Here is a 14,305-nt window from a genome sequence, read left to right on the forward strand (position 1 = left end):
AGGACGGAACGGCGACGCGTTGCGCCTTGCCCGATGCTAAAATTCTTTTTTTGATTGACCCCGATCGGTTCTTGCCCCATGGCTAGTGAAGCCGCCTGGCACCCCCTCCCCCGCTGGCAGCAGTACTTGCAGCTCGCGAAGCCCCGGGTGGTATCCCTCATCGTCTTCACCGCGGTGATCGGCATGTTCCTTGCGGTGCCGGGGCCGGTCCCTCTCCAGCCCCTGGTGTTCGGCACCCTGGGCATCGCCCTGGTGGCGGGCGCTGCGGCGGCGGTGAACTGCCTGGTGGAGCAGAAGATCGACGCGGTCATGGCCCGCACTCGCGGCCGGCCCTTGCCCCAAGGTCGACTCACTTCTCTGCAGACCCTGGTCTTTTCCGGCGTGATCGGTGGGGCGGGGCTCGCCATCCTCCATCATCTGGTCAATCCCCTCACCATGTGGCTGACGCTCGCCACCTTCGTGGGCTACGCCATCGTCTACACCGTGCTGCTCAAGCCCCTTACGCCCCAGAACATCGTCATCGGTGGCGCCTCCGGCGCTATGCCGCCGGTGCTGGGCTGGGCCGCCGTGACCGGCGAGGTCTCCCACGAGGCGCTGCTCCTTTTTCTCATCATCTTCGCCTGGACCCCGCCCCACTTCTGGTCCCTGGCTCTGTACCGCAAGCAGGATTACGCCAAGGCGGGCGTACCCATGCTGCCCGTGACCCACGGCGACCGCTTCACCCGGCTCTCGGTGCTGCTCTATACCCTGATCCTGGTGGCCGTGTCCCTGCTGCCCTTCGCCACCCGGATGAGCGGCTGGATCTATCTCGCCTCGGCGCTCGCGCTGGGCGCCGTCTATCTCGGTTACGCGGTGCGCATCTACGTCGCCTATACCGATCGCCTGGCCCGGCAGGCGTTCCGCTATTCCATCGTCTACCTGGCGGCCCTCTTCAGCGCCCTGCTGGTGGACCACTACCTGCGGTTCCCGTGATGGGCGCGCCGGGCCGGTTCCTCCGCTTCCTCGGGGCGCTCGCGGGCGCGGCGTTGCTGCTGGCAGGCTGCGACTCCGGCACTCGCGCCCCCGCGTTCAAGTCCACCGACGTGACTGGCGCCGAGATGCGGCCGGCCTTCCGGCTGGTGGACCACATGGGGGCGCCCCGCACCCTGGAAGATTTCCGCGGCCGGGCGGTGGTAGTGTTCTTCGGCTTCACCCACTGCCCCGACGTGTGTCCGACCGCCCTAGCCCAGATGGCCCTGGCCCTGAAGCAATTGCCCGAAGACCAGGCCCGGCGGGTCCAGGTCCTGTTCATCACGGTGGATCCCGAGCGGGACACCCCCGAGGTGCTCGCCCGCTACGTGCCCGCCTTCCACCCCGGTTTTCTGGGGCTCACCGGGGACCCGGAAGCCGTCGCCGAGGCGGCCCGCTCGTTCAAGGTGTTCTACCAGAAGGTGCCGGGCCAGAGTCCGGGCGGTTACACCATGGACCACTCCGCCGGCATTTTCGTGTTCGATCCCCAGGGCCGGCTTCGCCTTTACGTGAGCCATGGCCAGGGACCCGAGGTGCTGGCCCACGACCTGGGGCTGCTGCTGGCGCAAACGGGCTAAACGAAAAAAAACGCCGCTCCAAGCGGCGTTTTCGAACTCTTCCCGTCCGTCCCAGTCAGGCGCTGGCCGTGGCGCTGATCACGCGCCGCATCTTCTCCATCGCCTTCTGCTCGATCTGGCGTACCCGCTCGGCGGAGACCTTGAGCTCGGCGGCAAGCTCGTGCAGGGTGGCCGGCTCTTTCTCCCGCAGCCAGCGGGCCTCGATGATGCGGCGGCTGCGCTCGTCCAGAGTGGAGAGGGCCTTCTGCAGGCCTTCGCTCCGCAGCCGTTCCGCTTCCCGGGCCTCCAGGAGAGCGGCCGGCTCCTCCGACCCATCGGTCAGGTAGGCGATGGGGGGCTGGGCGCCCTCGTCCAGCTCGTCCGGGGATGCTTCCAAGGCCACGTCCTGGCCTGAAAGGCGAGTCTCCATCTCCACCACCTCGGCCGGCTTGACCCCCAGGCGCCGGGCCACGTCCTGCACCTCGGCCCGGTTCATGGGGCCCAGGTCCTGCTTCAAGCTGCGTAGGTTGAAGAACAGCTTGCGCTGGGCTTTAGTGGTGGCCACCTTGACCAGGCGCCAGTTGCGCAGGATGAATTCATGGATCTCGGCCCGGATCCAGTGCACGGCGAAGGACACCAGGCGAACGCCCCGGTCCGGGTCGAAGCGCTTTACCGCCTTCATCAGCCCGATGTTGCCTTCCTGGATCAAATCTGCCTGGGGCAGGCCGTAGCCCAGGTAGCCGCGGACGATGGCCACCACCACCCGGAGATGGGAGAGGACTAGCTGCCGAGCGGCTTCCAGGTCGCCTTCGTCGCGAAACTTGCGGGCGAGCCGGATCTCTTCTTCCTGGGTGAGGACCGGAAACCGGTTGACCGCCTGGATGTAGGCTTCCAAGCTCCCGACCGCGGTGGGGACGGGGACGGGAAGCGCCATGGATTGGGTCATAAATCCTCCCTTTTCTGACTCGACTATTTTATAGCACTCACCGCATGAGAGTGCTAGCAAGCGCCAAAGTTCCTGCAAGTCCTGGCGCCAAGTCTATAAAAATTAAAGTATTGTTCTTAACGGGGCTCGATATCCCGCAGGTGCCGGGAGACCGAAAGGATCGCCCCGAGCCAGCCTAGGGCGGCCGAAAGGCCGAGGAGGGCGAGGCTCTCCCGCCACCCCAGGGAGGCCAGGCGAAAGGAGCCGCCATAGAGCCGGGCCAGTTCCGCCACGGGCGCCTCCAATAGCCGCAGGCAGGCTTCCACGATGCCCCAGGCGATCGCCCCGCCCGCGAGGCCCAGCAGGGCCCCGTAATAGAGGAAAGGCCGGCGGATGAAACCGTCGGTCGCCCCGATCAGCTTGGAGACTTCGATTTCCTCCCGCTGGGTGAGGATCTGCAGCCGGATGGTGTTGAAAGAAGCGAGCACCAGGGCGATCCCCAGCAATGCCCCCAGTACGGCGATCCCGGTCCTCCCCAGCCGCAGCAAGGCATCCAGCCGGCGGGCCCAGGCGGAATCGAGCTGTACATGGTCCACCCCCGGCCAGCCGGCCAGCTCTTCCCGCAGCCGCTCCAGGCCGGAGGGCGGGAGGTCCGCCCGGGCGTCCACCACGAAGGCGTCGGGCAGGGGATTCCCGTCCAGGGCCGAGGCGAGCTCGGGGAGCCCGGTGCGCTCGGCGAGCTGTTCAAGGGCCACCTCCTTCGGTACGAAGCGCGCGGCGGCGACGGAAGGATGGGCCTCGAGCCGGGCCTGAATGTCCGCCACCGCCTGGGCGTTCGCGTCCAGGCGCAGGAATAGGCTCAACTGGGGACGGGCGGCGATCCCTTGGGCGGCGGCGCCCAGGTTGTCGAGCAAGACATAGCCCATCGCCGGCAGGGACAGGGCCACGCCGATCACCAGGGCATTGAGGGCTGCCGCCACCGGCTGGGCTATGAACCGGGCCAGCGTTCGCAGAAACACCTGGGCGTGCTGCCGCACCCAGCGGATCACGAGACAAGCGCCCCGTGCTTCAGGGTGATGACCCGCCCGGGATGGGCGCCCAGAATCCCCTCGTCGTGGGTGGCCAGCAGCACGGTGACCCCCACCTGGTGGAAGGCGGCGAACACCCCCAGGATCTCGCGGGCGCTTTCCGGGTCCAGGTTGCCCGTGGGCTCATCGGCGATCAGGATGGAGGGTCGGCCGACCACCGCCCGGGCGATGGCCAGGCGCTGTTGCTCGCCGCCGGAGAGGGTGATGGGGCGGGCTTTTTCCTTGGAGAGCAACCCCACCTTGTCCAGGGCGGCCCGGACCCGGCGCACCGCTTCCCGGCGATCGAAACCGCCCACCTCCAGGGGGAGCATCACGTTGTCGAACACGCTGCGGTCGAAGAGCAGCTTCTGGTCCTGGAACACCAGCCCCAGGTGGCGCCGCAGGTAGGGAAGGGCGCTTCGCCGCAGGTGCGCCAGGTTCTGGCCGTTCACGATGACGCTGCCGCTGGTGGGACGTTCGATGGCGGCGGCGAGCTTGAGGAGCGTGCTCTTGCCGGCGCCGGAATGGCCGGTCACGTAGACCAGCTCTCCGGGGGCGACGGCCAGGGTCACGTCCTTGAGCGCCTCGTAGCCGCCGGGATAGCGTTTGTGGACGCGGCTGAAGGCGATCAGGCTCAATCGAACAGGGCCTCCACGAACTCCCGGGCGTCGAAGGGGCGCAGGTCGTCGATGCCCTCGCCCACGCCGACGAAGCGTAGAGGGATCGGCCGCTCCCGGGCGATCGCCGCCACCGCGCCGCCCTTGGCCGTGCCGTCCAGCTTGGTAAGAAGGAGCCCGGTCACCCCCAGGGCGTCGTCGAAGGCCTTCACCTGGGCCAGGGCGTTCTGGCCCACGTTGGCGTCCAGCACCAGCAGCACCTCGTGGGGCGCGCCGGGCTCCGCCTTGGCGATGACCCGCTTCACCTTCTTGAGCTCCTCCATCAGGTGGGACTGGGTGGTGAGCCGTCCTGCGGTGTCGGCCAGCACCAGGTCGACGGCGCGGGCCTTGGCCGCGCTCACCGCGTCGAAGATGACCGCGGCCGGGTCGCCGCCGCTTTGGGCCACCACCGTCACCTGGTTGCGCGCCCCCCACGCCTCTAGCTGCTCCCGTGCCGCGGCGCGAAAGGTGTCCCCCGCCGCCAGCAGCACCGAGCGCCCCTCACCCTGGTAGTAGCGGGCGAGCTTGCCGATGCTGGTGGTCTTGCCTGCGCCGTTGACCCCCACCAGCATGACGATGAAGGGCCGGTGGGAAGAGACGTCCAGGGGGCGCTCCAGGGGGGAGAGGAGCTCCAGCATCACCTCCTTGAGCGCCTCCTTGAGTTCAGACGCCTGGGTGAGCTTGTGCTTGCGCACCCGCTGCCGCAGGGCGTCCAGGAGATGGGCGGTGGCCGCCACCCCCACGTCGGAGGTGAGCAGCACCGTCTCCAGCTCCTCGTAGAGGGCGTCGTCGATGGCGGCGTGGGCGCCGAAGACGCCCGCGAGGCGCCGGCCCAACTGCTCCCGGGTGCGCTTGAGGCCGGAGCGCAGCCGCTCGGTCCAGCCCGGGGATTTCCGCGGCGGGTCCTCCGGCTCGCGATTTTTGAAGAAACCAAGCATTCTGGTAGGCTGTCTGACGAAGACTTCGATGACGAGTGCCGCGGGCGGCGACGTACGCGGCATTTTATTGAATTGCCCCCCGCTAGGCTAGGAACCATGGAGCGAACGAAGCCCTTCCTTGCGCTGCTCATCGCCTGGATCGTTACGACCGTTTCGCCTCCGGGCCTCGCCAACCCTTACGCCAAGACTCTGGACAACGGGCTCAAGGTCATCGTCAAGGAGGACCGCCGGGCACCGGTGGTGGTGTCCCAGCTCTGGTACCGGGTCGGCAGCATGGACGAGGTGAACGGAGTGACCGGCGTTTCCCACGTCCTGGAGCACATGATGTTCAAGGGCACCCGGAAAGTTCCGGCCGGGGAGTTCTCCCGCCTGATCGCCGCGGCGGGAGGGCGGGAAAACGCCTTCACCGGCCGCGATTACACGGCCTATTTCCAGATGCTGCACGCCTCCAGGCTGCCGCTGGCCACGCGGCTCGAAGCCGACCGCATGCGCAACCTCACCCTCTCGGAGAAAGAGTTCGAGAAGGAGATCAAGGTGGTCATGGAGGAGCGGCGCTGGCGCACCGAGGACCGGCCCCGCTCCCTCGTGTTCGAGCAGCTCATGGCGGTCGCCTATCTCGTTCATCCCTACCGGCGCCCCGTCATCGGCTGGATGAGCGACCTGGAATCCATGACCGTGCGGGACGTGCGGGACTGGTACCACCGCTGGTACGCCCCCAACAACGCCACCCTGGTGGTGGTGGGGGACGTGAAGGCGGAGGAGGTGTTCAAACTGGCGCAGCGCCATTACGGCAAATACAAGCCCACGGCACTTCCGGCGCGCAAGCCCCAGGGGGAACCGGCCCAGCGGGGCGTGCGGCGCGTCACGGTCAAGGCGCCGGCCAAGCTGCCCTATCTCATCATGGGTTACCACGCTGAGCCGCTGCGGGACGCCCGCAACGACTGGGAACCCTACGCCCTGGAAGTGCTAGCGGGCGTGCTGGACGGCTACGCGGCGGCCCGGCTCAACCGGGAACTGGTGCGGGAGACCCGCCTCGCTCAATCGGTCGGCGCTAGCTACGATCTCCTCGCCCGCGGGCCTAGTCTCTTTCTCCTGGAAGGCACACCCAGCGAAGGCCGCACGGCGGCGGAGCTGGAAGCGGCCCTGCGAGAGCAGGTGCAGCGCATCGTGGAGCAGGGGGTGGGCCAGGATGAGCTGGACCGGGTGAAGGCCCAGGTGGTGGCGAGCCAAGTGTACAGCCGGGATTCCATGTTCTCCCAGGCCATGCAGATCGGCCAGTTGGAAATGGTGGGCTTGTCCTACCGGGATCTGGACGTACTGATCGAGAAGCTGCAAGCGGTTACTGCCGACCAGGTGCAGGCGGTGGCGAAAAAGTATCTGGTGGATGATCGGCTCACCGTGGCGGTCCTGGATCCCCAGCCCCTGGAGGAAGCCCGCCCGGCCCGTCCTCCCGAGGGGTTGCGTCATGGGGAATAGGATCTTCCGTGCCCTCGCCGCTCTAGCGGCTGCTCTACTCCTGCCGTCCTTGGCCTCGGGGGCGCTGCCCATTCAGCACTGGCAGACGGCCGGCGGGGCGCGGGTGTATTTCGTGGAAAGCCGGGATCTTCCCATCATCGACGTGAGCGTGGATTTCCCCGCCGGCAGCAGCACCGACACCGAATCCGGCTCGGGCCGTGCCGCCATGACCCAGCGGCTGTTGAGCCTGGGCGCTGGTGGCCTCGACGAGAACCAGATCTCGGCACGGCTCGCCGACGTGGGCGCCCAACTGGGCGGACGCTTCGATCCGGACCGGGCGGGGATGACCCTGCGTACCCTCTCCAGCACCCGGGAGCGGGAGCAGGCCTTCGACCTCTTCATCCGGATCCTGCAGCAGCCTGAATTTCCCGCGGCGGTGCTGGAACGGGAAAAGGCCCGCGTCGTGGCGGCGCTCAAGGAGGCGGACACCAAGCCGGAAACCATCGCCGAGCGGGCGTTCGCCCGCCTGGTCTTCGGCGAGCACCCGTACGCCCTGCGGGAGTCGGGGGAAGTGGAGACGGTGGCGGCCCTCACCCGGGACGACCTCCTGGCCCACTACCGGGCCCGCTACCGGCGGGGCGCCGCCGTGGTATCCATCATCGGCGACCTCTCCCGGGCGGAAGCCTACGCCCTGGCCGAGCGCCTGACGGAGGGGTTGCCCGAGGGCAACAGCGGGCTGGACCTGCCGCCGGTCCCGCTTCCCCAGGGACAAACGCGGCGCATCGACCATCCCGCTACCCAGAGCCACATCCTGCTGGGTTACCCGGGCGTGAGCCGGAACGACCCGGACTACTTCCCCCTCTACGTGGGCAACTACATCCTGGGAGGGGGCGGCTTCGTGTCCCGGTTGAACCAGGAGGTCCGGGAAAAACGGGGGCTCGCCTACAGCGTCTATAGCTACTTCCTCCCCCTCAAGGCCCAGGGACCGTTCCAGATCGGGCTGCAGACCCAGAAGGAGCAGACGGGCGAAGCCCTCAGGGTGGTGCGAGAGACCCTCCAGCGCTTCGTTGCCCAGGGCCCCACGGCGGAGGAGCTCAAGCGGGCCAAGCAGCACATCGTCGGCGCCTTTCCGTTGCGCATCGACAGCAACCGGAAGATCCTGGAGCACCTGGCGGTGATCGGCTTCTACGAACTCCCCCTCACTTACCTGGACGACTTTCTGAAAAAGGTGGAGGCGGTGACCCTGCCCGAGATCCGGGAGGCGTTCCAGCGCCGCATCGATCCCGAGCGCATGGTGACCGTGGTGGTGGGCGCCTCCGAGCGCGATCCGGATATCTCGCAAAGACGCCCCTGATCCGTTCTCTTGGGACGCGTGCGCATCATCGGCGGCGCCTGGCGTAGCCGCCTGCTCTCCGTACCCCAGGTCCCCGGGCTGCGGCCCACCCCCGACCGGGTGCGGGAGACCCTGTTCAACTGGCTGGGCCAGGACCTCACGGGCCGCACCTGCCTGGATCTCTTCGCGGGCAGCGGGGCGCTGGGTTTCGAAGCGGCCTCCCGGGGTGCGAGCCGGGTGGTCATGGTGGAGGCGAGCGGGCGGGCCTACGCCGGGCTCAAGGCCGCTGCCTTGGCCCTGGGGGCGACCCAGGTGGAACTGCATCGGGGCGATGGGTTAGAATTCCTCGCGCGCGACGTCCGTCGTTTTGACGTGGTCTTCCTCGACCCGCCGTACAAAAGCGGGTACTGGACGCGGCTTCTGTCCCTCTTGCCGGCGCGGCTTGCCCCCGGGGCCCTGGTGTACGTGGAGAGTGCCGAGCCCTTCGCCCCGGGGGAGGAATGGGAGGTATGGCGCCAGCACCGGGCCGGCCAGGTGTGTTACCGGCTGCTCAAGCGGCAAGACGCTTCCCCATGAACAAGATCGTCTATCCCGGCTCATTCGATCCCATCACCCGCGGCCACGAAGACCTGGTGCGGCGGGCCTGCGCCATCTGGGACCAGGTGGTGCTGGCCATCGCCGAAAGCCGCGCCAAGCGGCCGTTTTTCACCCTGGAGGAGCGGGTGGCCATGGCTCGGGAGGTGCTCGCCTCCTATCCCAACGTCACGGTAATGGGGTTCAACGGCCTGCTCATGGACTTCATGCGCCAGCAGGGTGCCCGGCTGATCCTACGAGGACTGCGGGCGGTGTCCGACTTCGAATACGAGTTCCAGATGGCCGGGATGAACCGCAGCATCCATCCAGAGGTCGAAACGGTGTTCTTGACGCCGGCGGAGCAGTATATGTTCATCTCCGCCAGTATCGTGCGGGAGATCGCCCAACTGGGGGGCGACGTGAGCCAGTTCGTCCATCCCCTGATCGCCCAGCGGCTCAAGGCCAAGTTCCAGGGCTGAAGCCGAGGATTGCCCATGGCGCTCATCATCACCGACGAATGCATCAATTGCGACGTGTGCGAGCCCGAGTGCCCCAACGGGGCGATCTCCCAGGGGGAAGAGATCTACGTGATCGACCCGCGCAAGTGCACCGAGTGCGTGGGCCACTTCGAGACGCCCCAGTGCGTGGAAGTGTGCCCGGTCGACTGTATTCATCCCGACCCGCAACACCCGGAAACCCGGGAACAGCTCCACCAGAAGTACCTGGCGCTCACCGCGCAGAAGGCCTCGATTTGAGCCTTCGGCAAAGGGTTGACCAACCATTTGCCGCCGTCCCTTCCCTCTCTTCCCCTGGGAGAAAGGGAAGGAGAGAGAGGGGGGCTGAGCCCCGCTCGGCGCTTTTTGAAAGCGTTCTCAGCAGGAATCTCTCCCGGGCTAGCGCTGGCACGCGGGGCAGTAGAAGCTGGAGCGCTGCCCCAGCCGGCGTACCCGGATGGGCGTGCCGCACGCCCGGCAGGGCATCCCCGCGCGGTCGTAGACCCAGAGCTTGAGCTGGAAGTAGCCCAGCTCCCCGTCGCTTCCCACGTAGTCCCGCAGGCTGCTGCCGCCCGCGCGGATGGCGAGCCTGAGGGTCTTTTTGACGGCGGCCGCGAGCCGCGCGCAGCGCGCCCGGCTGAGCCGTCCGGCAGGGGTGTCCGGGCGGATGCCCGCGTGAAACAGGGCCTCGTTGGCGTAGATGTTGCCGAGGCCCGCCACCAGGCGCCCGTCCATGAGGGCTTGCTTGATGCTCGCCCTGCGCCCCCGGGTGCTGCGGTAAAGCCGTTCGGCGTTGAAGCCGGGCTCCAAAGGCTCGGGGCCCAGGCGAGCGAGGAGGGGATGGCGGCTCGGCCCTTCCGGCGCCCACAGCAGGGCGCCGAAGCGGCGCGGATCCCGCAGCCTTACGGTCCAGCCGTTTTCCAGTACCAAATCCACGTGCTCGTGGGCCGTGGGGGCCGCGCCCTCCCGCACCAGCCGGAGGCTACCCGACATCCCCAAGTGGACGATCAAGGTGCCCCGGTCGCAGCCGAGGAGCAGGTATTTGCCGCGCCGTCGGACTTCCACCACCCGGGCGCCGGCGAGGGCGCCCGGAAGCTCCGGGGCGACAGGCCAGCGCAGCCGCGGCTCCCGCACCGCGACCCGGCGGATCCTGGCTCCCAACACATGGGGTGCCAGGCCTCGCAGGGTGGTCTCGACCTCCGGCAGCTCGGGCATGGTCAGGAGGAAGACCCGGGGGGCGCCAGCATGGCCCGGCTCACTTCGGGGGAAAAACGCAGCCGCAGACCCTCGTCCCGGCGCAGGAGTACCAGCTGAGGGGTCCGGCTTTCGATGGCAAGTTCCACGGTGCGGCCGTCGGCGAGCCGGATCAGGGCCCGCTCCCCGGCCGGGGCCGCCTCCTCCGCCACTTCGGAGGCGACGGCGAGGGCGTGGCGCCACCGGTCGACCCAGCGGTTCACCTCGTCCTGGCTCACTCCCTCGATGGCGGACTCCACCTGCCAGCGGCCGTCCTGCAGGGCGACGCGAAGCCCGGGCAGCTCGATGGCCACTGGCTGCTCACCGGGAGCGAGGAGCTCCCGGGCGAGCACCTCCTCCACCGCCAGGGGAAAGGCGGCGGCATACCGGGGCGAGACCAGGTAGACCCCATCGGCGGCGAGCACGTACTGCTGGCCGGTCACCGGGTTCACGAGGCCGAAGCCGAAGCTTTGCCCTCCCAGGGTCACGGTGAGGGGGGGCGGCGCCAGGTCGTAGCGCTCGAGCCCAGTGGCTTCCAGCCGCTCCCGGCTTCGGGCCGCGAGTAGCTCCAGCATCCGTTCCACCTTGACGGGCGCCGCCCGGGCGTCCACCGGCGCGATAACGCGCCAGCCTTGCTCCGCCCGCTTGAGCTCCATCGGCGGCAGGCTGGCCCGGGCGATGTGCACCCGGTCCACCTGGGAGGCTTCTAGAGGGGACAGCCGGTATTCCGGGGGTGGCGCTTCCTGGGGCGCCAGAGCGAGGGCGAGCCCCAAGGCGAGGGCCGCAGCGAGCAGTGCCAAGTTGAGCCAGGTGCGCGCCGGCATGAAGTCCTCGCTTAAAGCCTGCGCCGGCGCCACCATACGGCGGCGGCCAGGGCGAGAAAGCCCAGCGGCAACAGGATGAATCCGCCCAGGGTGATGGCGAGGGCCGCCGGGCGGGAGAGTTGGAGCTGGGCGTCCCGGACCGCCTTGGGCTGGATGGTGACCAGGCGCTCGTCCCCCGCTAGCCAGTTGACCAGCTTGAGCCCCAGGTCCAGGTTGGCCCCGTTGCCGATGAAAGCGTTGGCCAGGAACGCGCCGCTGCCCACCACCACGACCCGTTGCTCCCGGTCGTTGCGCGTGCGCTCCAGGGCGGTGGCCACCGGTACCGGCCCGCGCAGGTCCCGCTTCGGGTCGAAGTGCATCTCCCCCTCCAGGGACCCCGTCTCCACCCAGCCCCGGGGCGCCACTTCCACCAGGGGCGTGCTGCGCCAGCCCGTGTCTTCCCCCACGGTGATGGGGCGCGCCAGGGGAAATACGGTGATCAGGTTGAACCCGTCCGTGGCGGCGTGGGGTCCGTAGGAGACGGCAAGGGCCCAGGTGGCCGGGGCCCGCATCTCCTCCGCCGCCGGGTCCACGATGATCCCGGGCAGGAGGTTCAGTCCCAGCCGCTCGGCCAGGGGTTCCAGCCCCCCCAGGGATTCCGGGTCGAGCAGCCACAACAGGTTTCCGCCCCGGTCGACGAATTTGAGCAGCTTGTCCACCTCCCCCGGCAGGAGCTCCGCCTGGGGGCTCCCGATCACCAGCAGGGCGGCGTTGGCGGGCACCTCTTGGGCCAGGGTGAGCTTGAGCGGGCTCAGCTTGAAGCCGGTGGCGGCCAGGCGCCGGCCGAATTCCCCCAGGTCGTGATTGGCCTGGCCCGCGAGGCTGCGCTCCCCGTGGCCCTCTAGGTAGAACACCACGCGCTCGTGGGTGCGGGCAAGGCGGGCGAGCAGGTTGGTGAAGGCCTGCTCGTTCAGATTGAAGGGGGAGAAACGCTCGGCCCTGCCCTCGTATTCCACCATCATCTCCCCGTTCATCTGGATGCCCGCGTCCCGCGCCCGCTTGGGCTCCAGCTCCGGATTGACGAAATCGAGCCGAAGGTCCGCCTTGGCCTGCTGGTAGCGCCCGATGAAGTCGTGGATGCGCTTGCGCAGGTCCCCCAGCTCGGGATCGCGCTCCGTGGCATAGGCGGTCACCCGCACGGGTCCGGGAATGGAGGCGAGCACTTCCCGGCTCTCCTGGGATAGGGTGTTGCGGGCGTTCTGGGTGAAGTCCCACTGGGCGCGGTGGGCCCAGGCGAGGAGGCCGGCCAGCAGGGTCAGGACCACCACCAGGACCACCGTGAACAGGCCCTGGAGCCGCAGGCGCCGTTGCCGGGCGGGGGTCATCTCCATGGGAAACGTCCGAGCTCAGCCACTCCAGCGCTCCGCGTCCAGGCGGTGCAGGGCCAGCGCCAGGAAAACGGCACAGAAGAGCACCAGGAACGCCGTGTCGTAGCTGTCGATCAGGCCCTGGTTGAAGCTTTCGAAACGCCGGAGCAACGACGCGTGGCGCAGGGCGCTCTCGGCCACCGCGTTCAGGTCCACGATCCACAGGCCCAGCAGCACGCCGAAGGTGGCGATGGCGGCGATCGCCGGCTGGGACGCCAGGCACGAGAGCCACAAGCCCACGGCGGCGAAGCAACCCGTGAGCAACAGCAGTCCCAGGGCGTTGGCGGCGATCAGGCCCCAGTCGGGGCGGCCCCCCAGGGCGAGGGAGGCGGCGAGCGCCACCAGAAGGGCGACCGGGAGGCACAGGAACAGCATGAGCCCCGCGAACTTGCCCAGCACCAGGGCGGTGCTGGACACCGGCGCGGCGGTGAGAAAGGGCAGCGTCTGCTGGCGCCGCTCCTCGGCGATCAACCGCATGGTGAGGAGCGGCACCACCATGAGGAGCACCAAGGCGGCAGCGCCGAAGGTGGGCGCCACCACCAGCTCGGTGAAGCCCGGAGCGTTGGCGAAGCGGGCGAGCTGGGGCTGCAGGCTCAGGAAAGCGTCCAGCCGCCCGAGGAAGATCCAGGCGAGCACCGCCTGCAGCACGGCGAGCACCACCCAGGCCAGGGGCGAGTGGAACAGGGCGCGCACTTCCTTGGCGGCGATGACGGCGATCACGCGGCTGCCTCCTTGGCCGTGGCTTGGCCAGCTACGCATCGCGGTGTCGGCAGCCGGCCGCATTCGCTTTGCCGTCGATCCCCGCCTGCGGCGGGGTCCCTCGCCGGGTGGCTCACGCGGCTGCCTCCTCGTCGGTCTGCCTTTCTTCGCCATCCACCGGCGGGGCGGCTTCGTCGCCCGCCGTGAGCTGGGTGAACACCTCCTCCAAGGTGGCGGGCCACGGCGCCAGGTGATAAAGGCCCCAGCCCCGGTGCACCGACTCCCGCACCAGCGCGTCGGTGGGATCCTCTTGCGGCGCGCAGTGCACGCGAAACTCCCCCGAGGGCAGGCGTTCGGCGCGGGCGACGCCGGGGATGGCCTCTATCGCCTCCTCCGCCGGCGGCCGCCTCAAGCCCACGACGAGGCTACCGGCCCCGCCGCTGGAACGGGCGGCCGCCAGGGTGTCGTCGAACACCACCCGTCCCTGATGCAGGATCTGCACCCGGTCGCACACGCTTTCCACCTCCGACAGGATGTGGGTGGAGAGGATCACGCTGTAGTCTCCGCCCAGCTCGCGGATGAGGTGGCGGATCTCCCGGATCTGGTTCGGATCCAGCCCCACCGTCGGCTCGTCCAGGATCAGCACGTCGGGGGTGTGCACGATCGCCTGGGCGATGCCTACCCGCTGCTGGTAGCCCTTGGACAGGGCGCCGATCAGGCGGTCGCCCACCTCGGCGAGCCCGCAGCGCTCCTTCGCCCGAGCGACCGCGGTCCGCAGCCCGCCCCGCGGCACCCGGTGCAGGCGCGCCGCCAGCCGCAGGTATTCGTCCACGGTCAGCTCCCGGTAGAGGGGCGGCGTCTCCGGCAGGTAACCGATGCGGGCTTTCGCCTCTAGGGGACGCTCCAGCAGGTCGATGCCGCACACTTCGACGCGCCCAGCGCTGGGCGCGAGCGTGCCGGTGAGCATGCGCATGGTGGTGGTCTTGCCGGCGCCGTTGGGACCGAGGAAGCCAAGCACTTCGCCCCTTCTCAGCTCCAGGTCCACCCGGGCCACCGCCAGGCGCTCGCCGAAGCGGCGCGCGAGGCCTTGGGCGGCGAGCGTGACGGTGGCCGTCGCGGAATGATTCATGAGGACGG

The 14,305-nt window shown here is 68.9% G+C and carries 16 protein-coding genes; 7 read left to right on the forward strand and 9 right to left on the reverse strand.

The window, feature by feature from the left end:
* Positions 1–78: 78 nt before the first annotated feature.
* Entirely contained in the window at positions 79–972 is an 894-nt protein-coding gene (cyoE, locus tag ACTFO6_RS06150) for a heme o synthase (RefSeq protein WP_439933572.1), read from the forward strand.
* Positions 972–1,586 (forward strand): SCO family protein, encoded by a 615-nt coding sequence (locus ACTFO6_RS06155; protein ID WP_439933573.1) that lies wholly within the window; start codon positions 972–974, stop codon positions 1,584–1,586. The genes cyoE and ACTFO6_RS06155 overlap by 1 nt, the downstream gene beginning before the upstream one ends.
* A 55-nt stretch (positions 1,587–1,641) precedes the next feature.
* Here the strand turns inward: ACTFO6_RS06155 and rpoH are convergent, their stop codons facing one another.
* The 4 genes from rpoH to ftsY form a co-directional block, all read right to left on the reverse strand.
* Complete coding sequence (rpoH, locus tag ACTFO6_RS06160) at positions 1,642–2,511, reverse strand: RNA polymerase sigma factor RpoH (RefSeq protein WP_439933574.1); 870 nt, start codon at positions 2,509–2,511, stop codon at positions 1,642–1,644.
* A 116-nt stretch (positions 2,512–2,627) separates the two neighbouring features.
* The gene (gene ftsX, locus ACTFO6_RS06165) at positions 2,628–3,539 is read right to left on the reverse strand and encodes a permease-like cell division protein FtsX (protein WP_439933575.1); all 912 of its coding nucleotides are present in this window, start codon (positions 3,537–3,539) and stop codon (positions 2,628–2,630) included.
* Positions 3,536–4,189: a cell division ATP-binding protein FtsE gene (gene ftsE / locus ACTFO6_RS06170; protein WP_439933626.1), complete on the reverse strand. Its 654-nt coding sequence runs from the start codon at positions 4,187–4,189 to the stop codon at positions 3,536–3,538. The genes ftsX and ftsE overlap by 4 nt, the downstream gene beginning before the upstream one ends.
* 2 nt (positions 4,190–4,191) lie before the next feature.
* A complete protein-coding gene (gene ftsY, locus ACTFO6_RS06175; protein ID WP_439933576.1) occupies positions 4,192–5,151 on the reverse strand; it encodes a signal recognition particle-docking protein FtsY in 960 nt (319 codons plus the stop codon).
* A gap of 96 nt (positions 5,152–5,247) precedes the next feature.
* Here ftsY and ACTFO6_RS06180 point away from each other — a divergent pair, with 96 nt between their 5' ends.
* The 5 genes from ACTFO6_RS06180 to ACTFO6_RS06200 are packed head-to-tail and all read left to right on the forward strand — an operon-like array spanning position 5,248 to position 9,267.
* The gene (locus ACTFO6_RS06180) at positions 5,248–6,627 is read left to right on the forward strand and encodes a M16 family metallopeptidase (RefSeq protein ID WP_439933577.1); all 1,380 of its coding nucleotides are present in this window, start codon (positions 5,248–5,250) and stop codon (positions 6,625–6,627) included.
* Entirely contained in the window at positions 6,617–7,960 is a 1,344-nt protein-coding gene (locus ACTFO6_RS06185) for a M16 family metallopeptidase (RefSeq protein WP_439933578.1), read from the forward strand. The genes ACTFO6_RS06180 and ACTFO6_RS06185 overlap by 11 nt, the downstream gene beginning before the upstream one ends.
* A gap of 9 nt (positions 7,961–7,969) precedes the next feature.
* A complete protein-coding gene (gene rsmD / locus ACTFO6_RS06190) occupies positions 7,970–8,515 on the forward strand; it encodes a 16S rRNA (guanine(966)-N(2))-methyltransferase RsmD (protein WP_439933579.1) in 546 nt (181 codons plus the stop codon).
* Entirely contained in the window at positions 8,512–8,991 is a 480-nt protein-coding gene (gene coaD, locus ACTFO6_RS06195; protein ID WP_439933580.1) for a pantetheine-phosphate adenylyltransferase, read from the forward strand. The genes rsmD and coaD overlap by 4 nt, the downstream gene beginning before the upstream one ends.
* 15 nt (positions 8,992–9,006) lie before the next feature.
* Positions 9,007–9,267, forward strand: coding sequence for a YfhL family 4Fe-4S dicluster ferredoxin (locus tag ACTFO6_RS06200; RefSeq protein ID WP_439933581.1), 261 nt, complete (start codon positions 9,007–9,009; stop codon positions 9,265–9,267).
* 138 nt (positions 9,268–9,405) lie between these two features.
* On the opposite strand, the gene mutM is transcribed toward ACTFO6_RS06200, so the two are convergent.
* From mutM to ACTFO6_RS06225, 5 genes are all read right to left on the reverse strand, one after another.
* A complete protein-coding gene (gene mutM / locus ACTFO6_RS06205) occupies positions 9,406–10,221 on the reverse strand; it encodes a bifunctional DNA-formamidopyrimidine glycosylase/DNA-(apurinic or apyrimidinic site) lyase (RefSeq protein WP_439933582.1) in 816 nt (271 codons plus the stop codon).
* Positions 10,222–10,223: 2 nt separating this feature from the next.
* Positions 10,224–11,063, reverse strand: coding sequence for a DUF4340 domain-containing protein (locus ACTFO6_RS06210; RefSeq protein ID WP_439933583.1), 840 nt, complete (start codon positions 11,061–11,063; stop codon positions 10,224–10,226).
* An 11-nt stretch (positions 11,064–11,074) separates the two neighbouring features.
* Positions 11,075–12,433, reverse strand: a complete 1,359-nt coding sequence (locus ACTFO6_RS06215) for a GldG family protein (RefSeq protein ID WP_439933584.1) — start codon at positions 12,431–12,433, stop codon at positions 11,075–11,077.
* A 15-nt stretch (positions 12,434–12,448) separates the two neighbouring features.
* Positions 12,449–13,189, reverse strand: a complete 741-nt coding sequence (locus tag ACTFO6_RS06220) for an ABC transporter permease (RefSeq protein ID WP_439933585.1) — start codon at positions 13,187–13,189, stop codon at positions 12,449–12,451.
* Between the two features lie 112 nt (positions 13,190–13,301).
* Positions 13,302–14,297, reverse strand: coding sequence for an ABC transporter ATP-binding protein (locus tag ACTFO6_RS06225; RefSeq protein WP_439933586.1), 996 nt, complete (start codon positions 14,295–14,297; stop codon positions 13,302–13,304).
* Between the last annotated feature and the right edge of the window lie 8 nt (positions 14,298–14,305).

It is taken from the genome of Pelomicrobium sp. G1 (assembly GCF_051905455.1).
Taxonomy (GTDB): domain Bacteria; phylum Pseudomonadota; class Gammaproteobacteria; order Burkholderiales; family UBA6910; genus Pelomicrobium.

What these genes read in the sequence shown, in the direction of transcription:
- ACTFO6_RS06155 (WP_439933573.1), top strand. Translation starts at nt 972, where the DNA reads ATGGGCGCGCCGGGCCGGTTCCTCCGCTTCCTCGGGGCGCTCGCGGGC.
- coaD (WP_439933580.1), top strand. Translation starts at nt 8,512, where the DNA reads ATGAACAAGATCGTCTATCCCGGCTCATTCGATCCCATCACCCGCGGC.
- ACTFO6_RS06185 (WP_439933578.1), top strand. Translation starts at nt 6,617, where the DNA reads ATGGGGAATAGGATCTTCCGTGCCCTCGCCGCTCTAGCGGCTGCTCTA.
- rpoH (WP_439933574.1), bottom strand. Translation starts at nt 2,511, where the DNA reads ATGACCCAATCCATGGCGCTTCCCGTCCCCGTCCCCACCGCGGTCGGG.
- mutM (WP_439933582.1), bottom strand. Translation starts at nt 10,221, where the DNA reads ATGCCCGAGCTGCCGGAGGTCGAGACCACCCTGCGAGGCCTGGCACCC.
- ACTFO6_RS06200 (WP_439933581.1), top strand. Translation starts at nt 9,007, where the DNA reads ATGGCGCTCATCATCACCGACGAATGCATCAATTGCGACGTGTGCGAG.
- ACTFO6_RS06210 (WP_439933583.1), bottom strand. Translation starts at nt 11,063, where the DNA reads ATGCCGGCGCGCACCTGGCTCAACTTGGCACTGCTCGCTGCGGCCCTC.
- ACTFO6_RS06225 (WP_439933586.1), bottom strand. Translation starts at nt 14,297, where the DNA reads ATGAATCATTCCGCGACGGCCACCGTCACGCTCGCCGCCCAAGGCCTC.
- cyoE (WP_439933572.1), top strand. Translation starts at nt 79, where the DNA reads ATGGCTAGTGAAGCCGCCTGGCACCCCCTCCCCCGCTGGCAGCAGTAC.
- ftsY (WP_439933576.1), bottom strand. Translation starts at nt 5,151, where the DNA reads ATGCTTGGTTTCTTCAAAAATCGCGAGCCGGAGGACCCGCCGCGGAAA.
- ACTFO6_RS06215 (WP_439933584.1), bottom strand. Translation starts at nt 12,433, where the DNA reads ATGGAGATGACCCCCGCCCGGCAACGGCGCCTGCGGCTCCAGGGCCTG.
- ACTFO6_RS06180 (WP_439933577.1), top strand. Translation starts at nt 5,248, where the DNA reads ATGGAGCGAACGAAGCCCTTCCTTGCGCTGCTCATCGCCTGGATCGTT.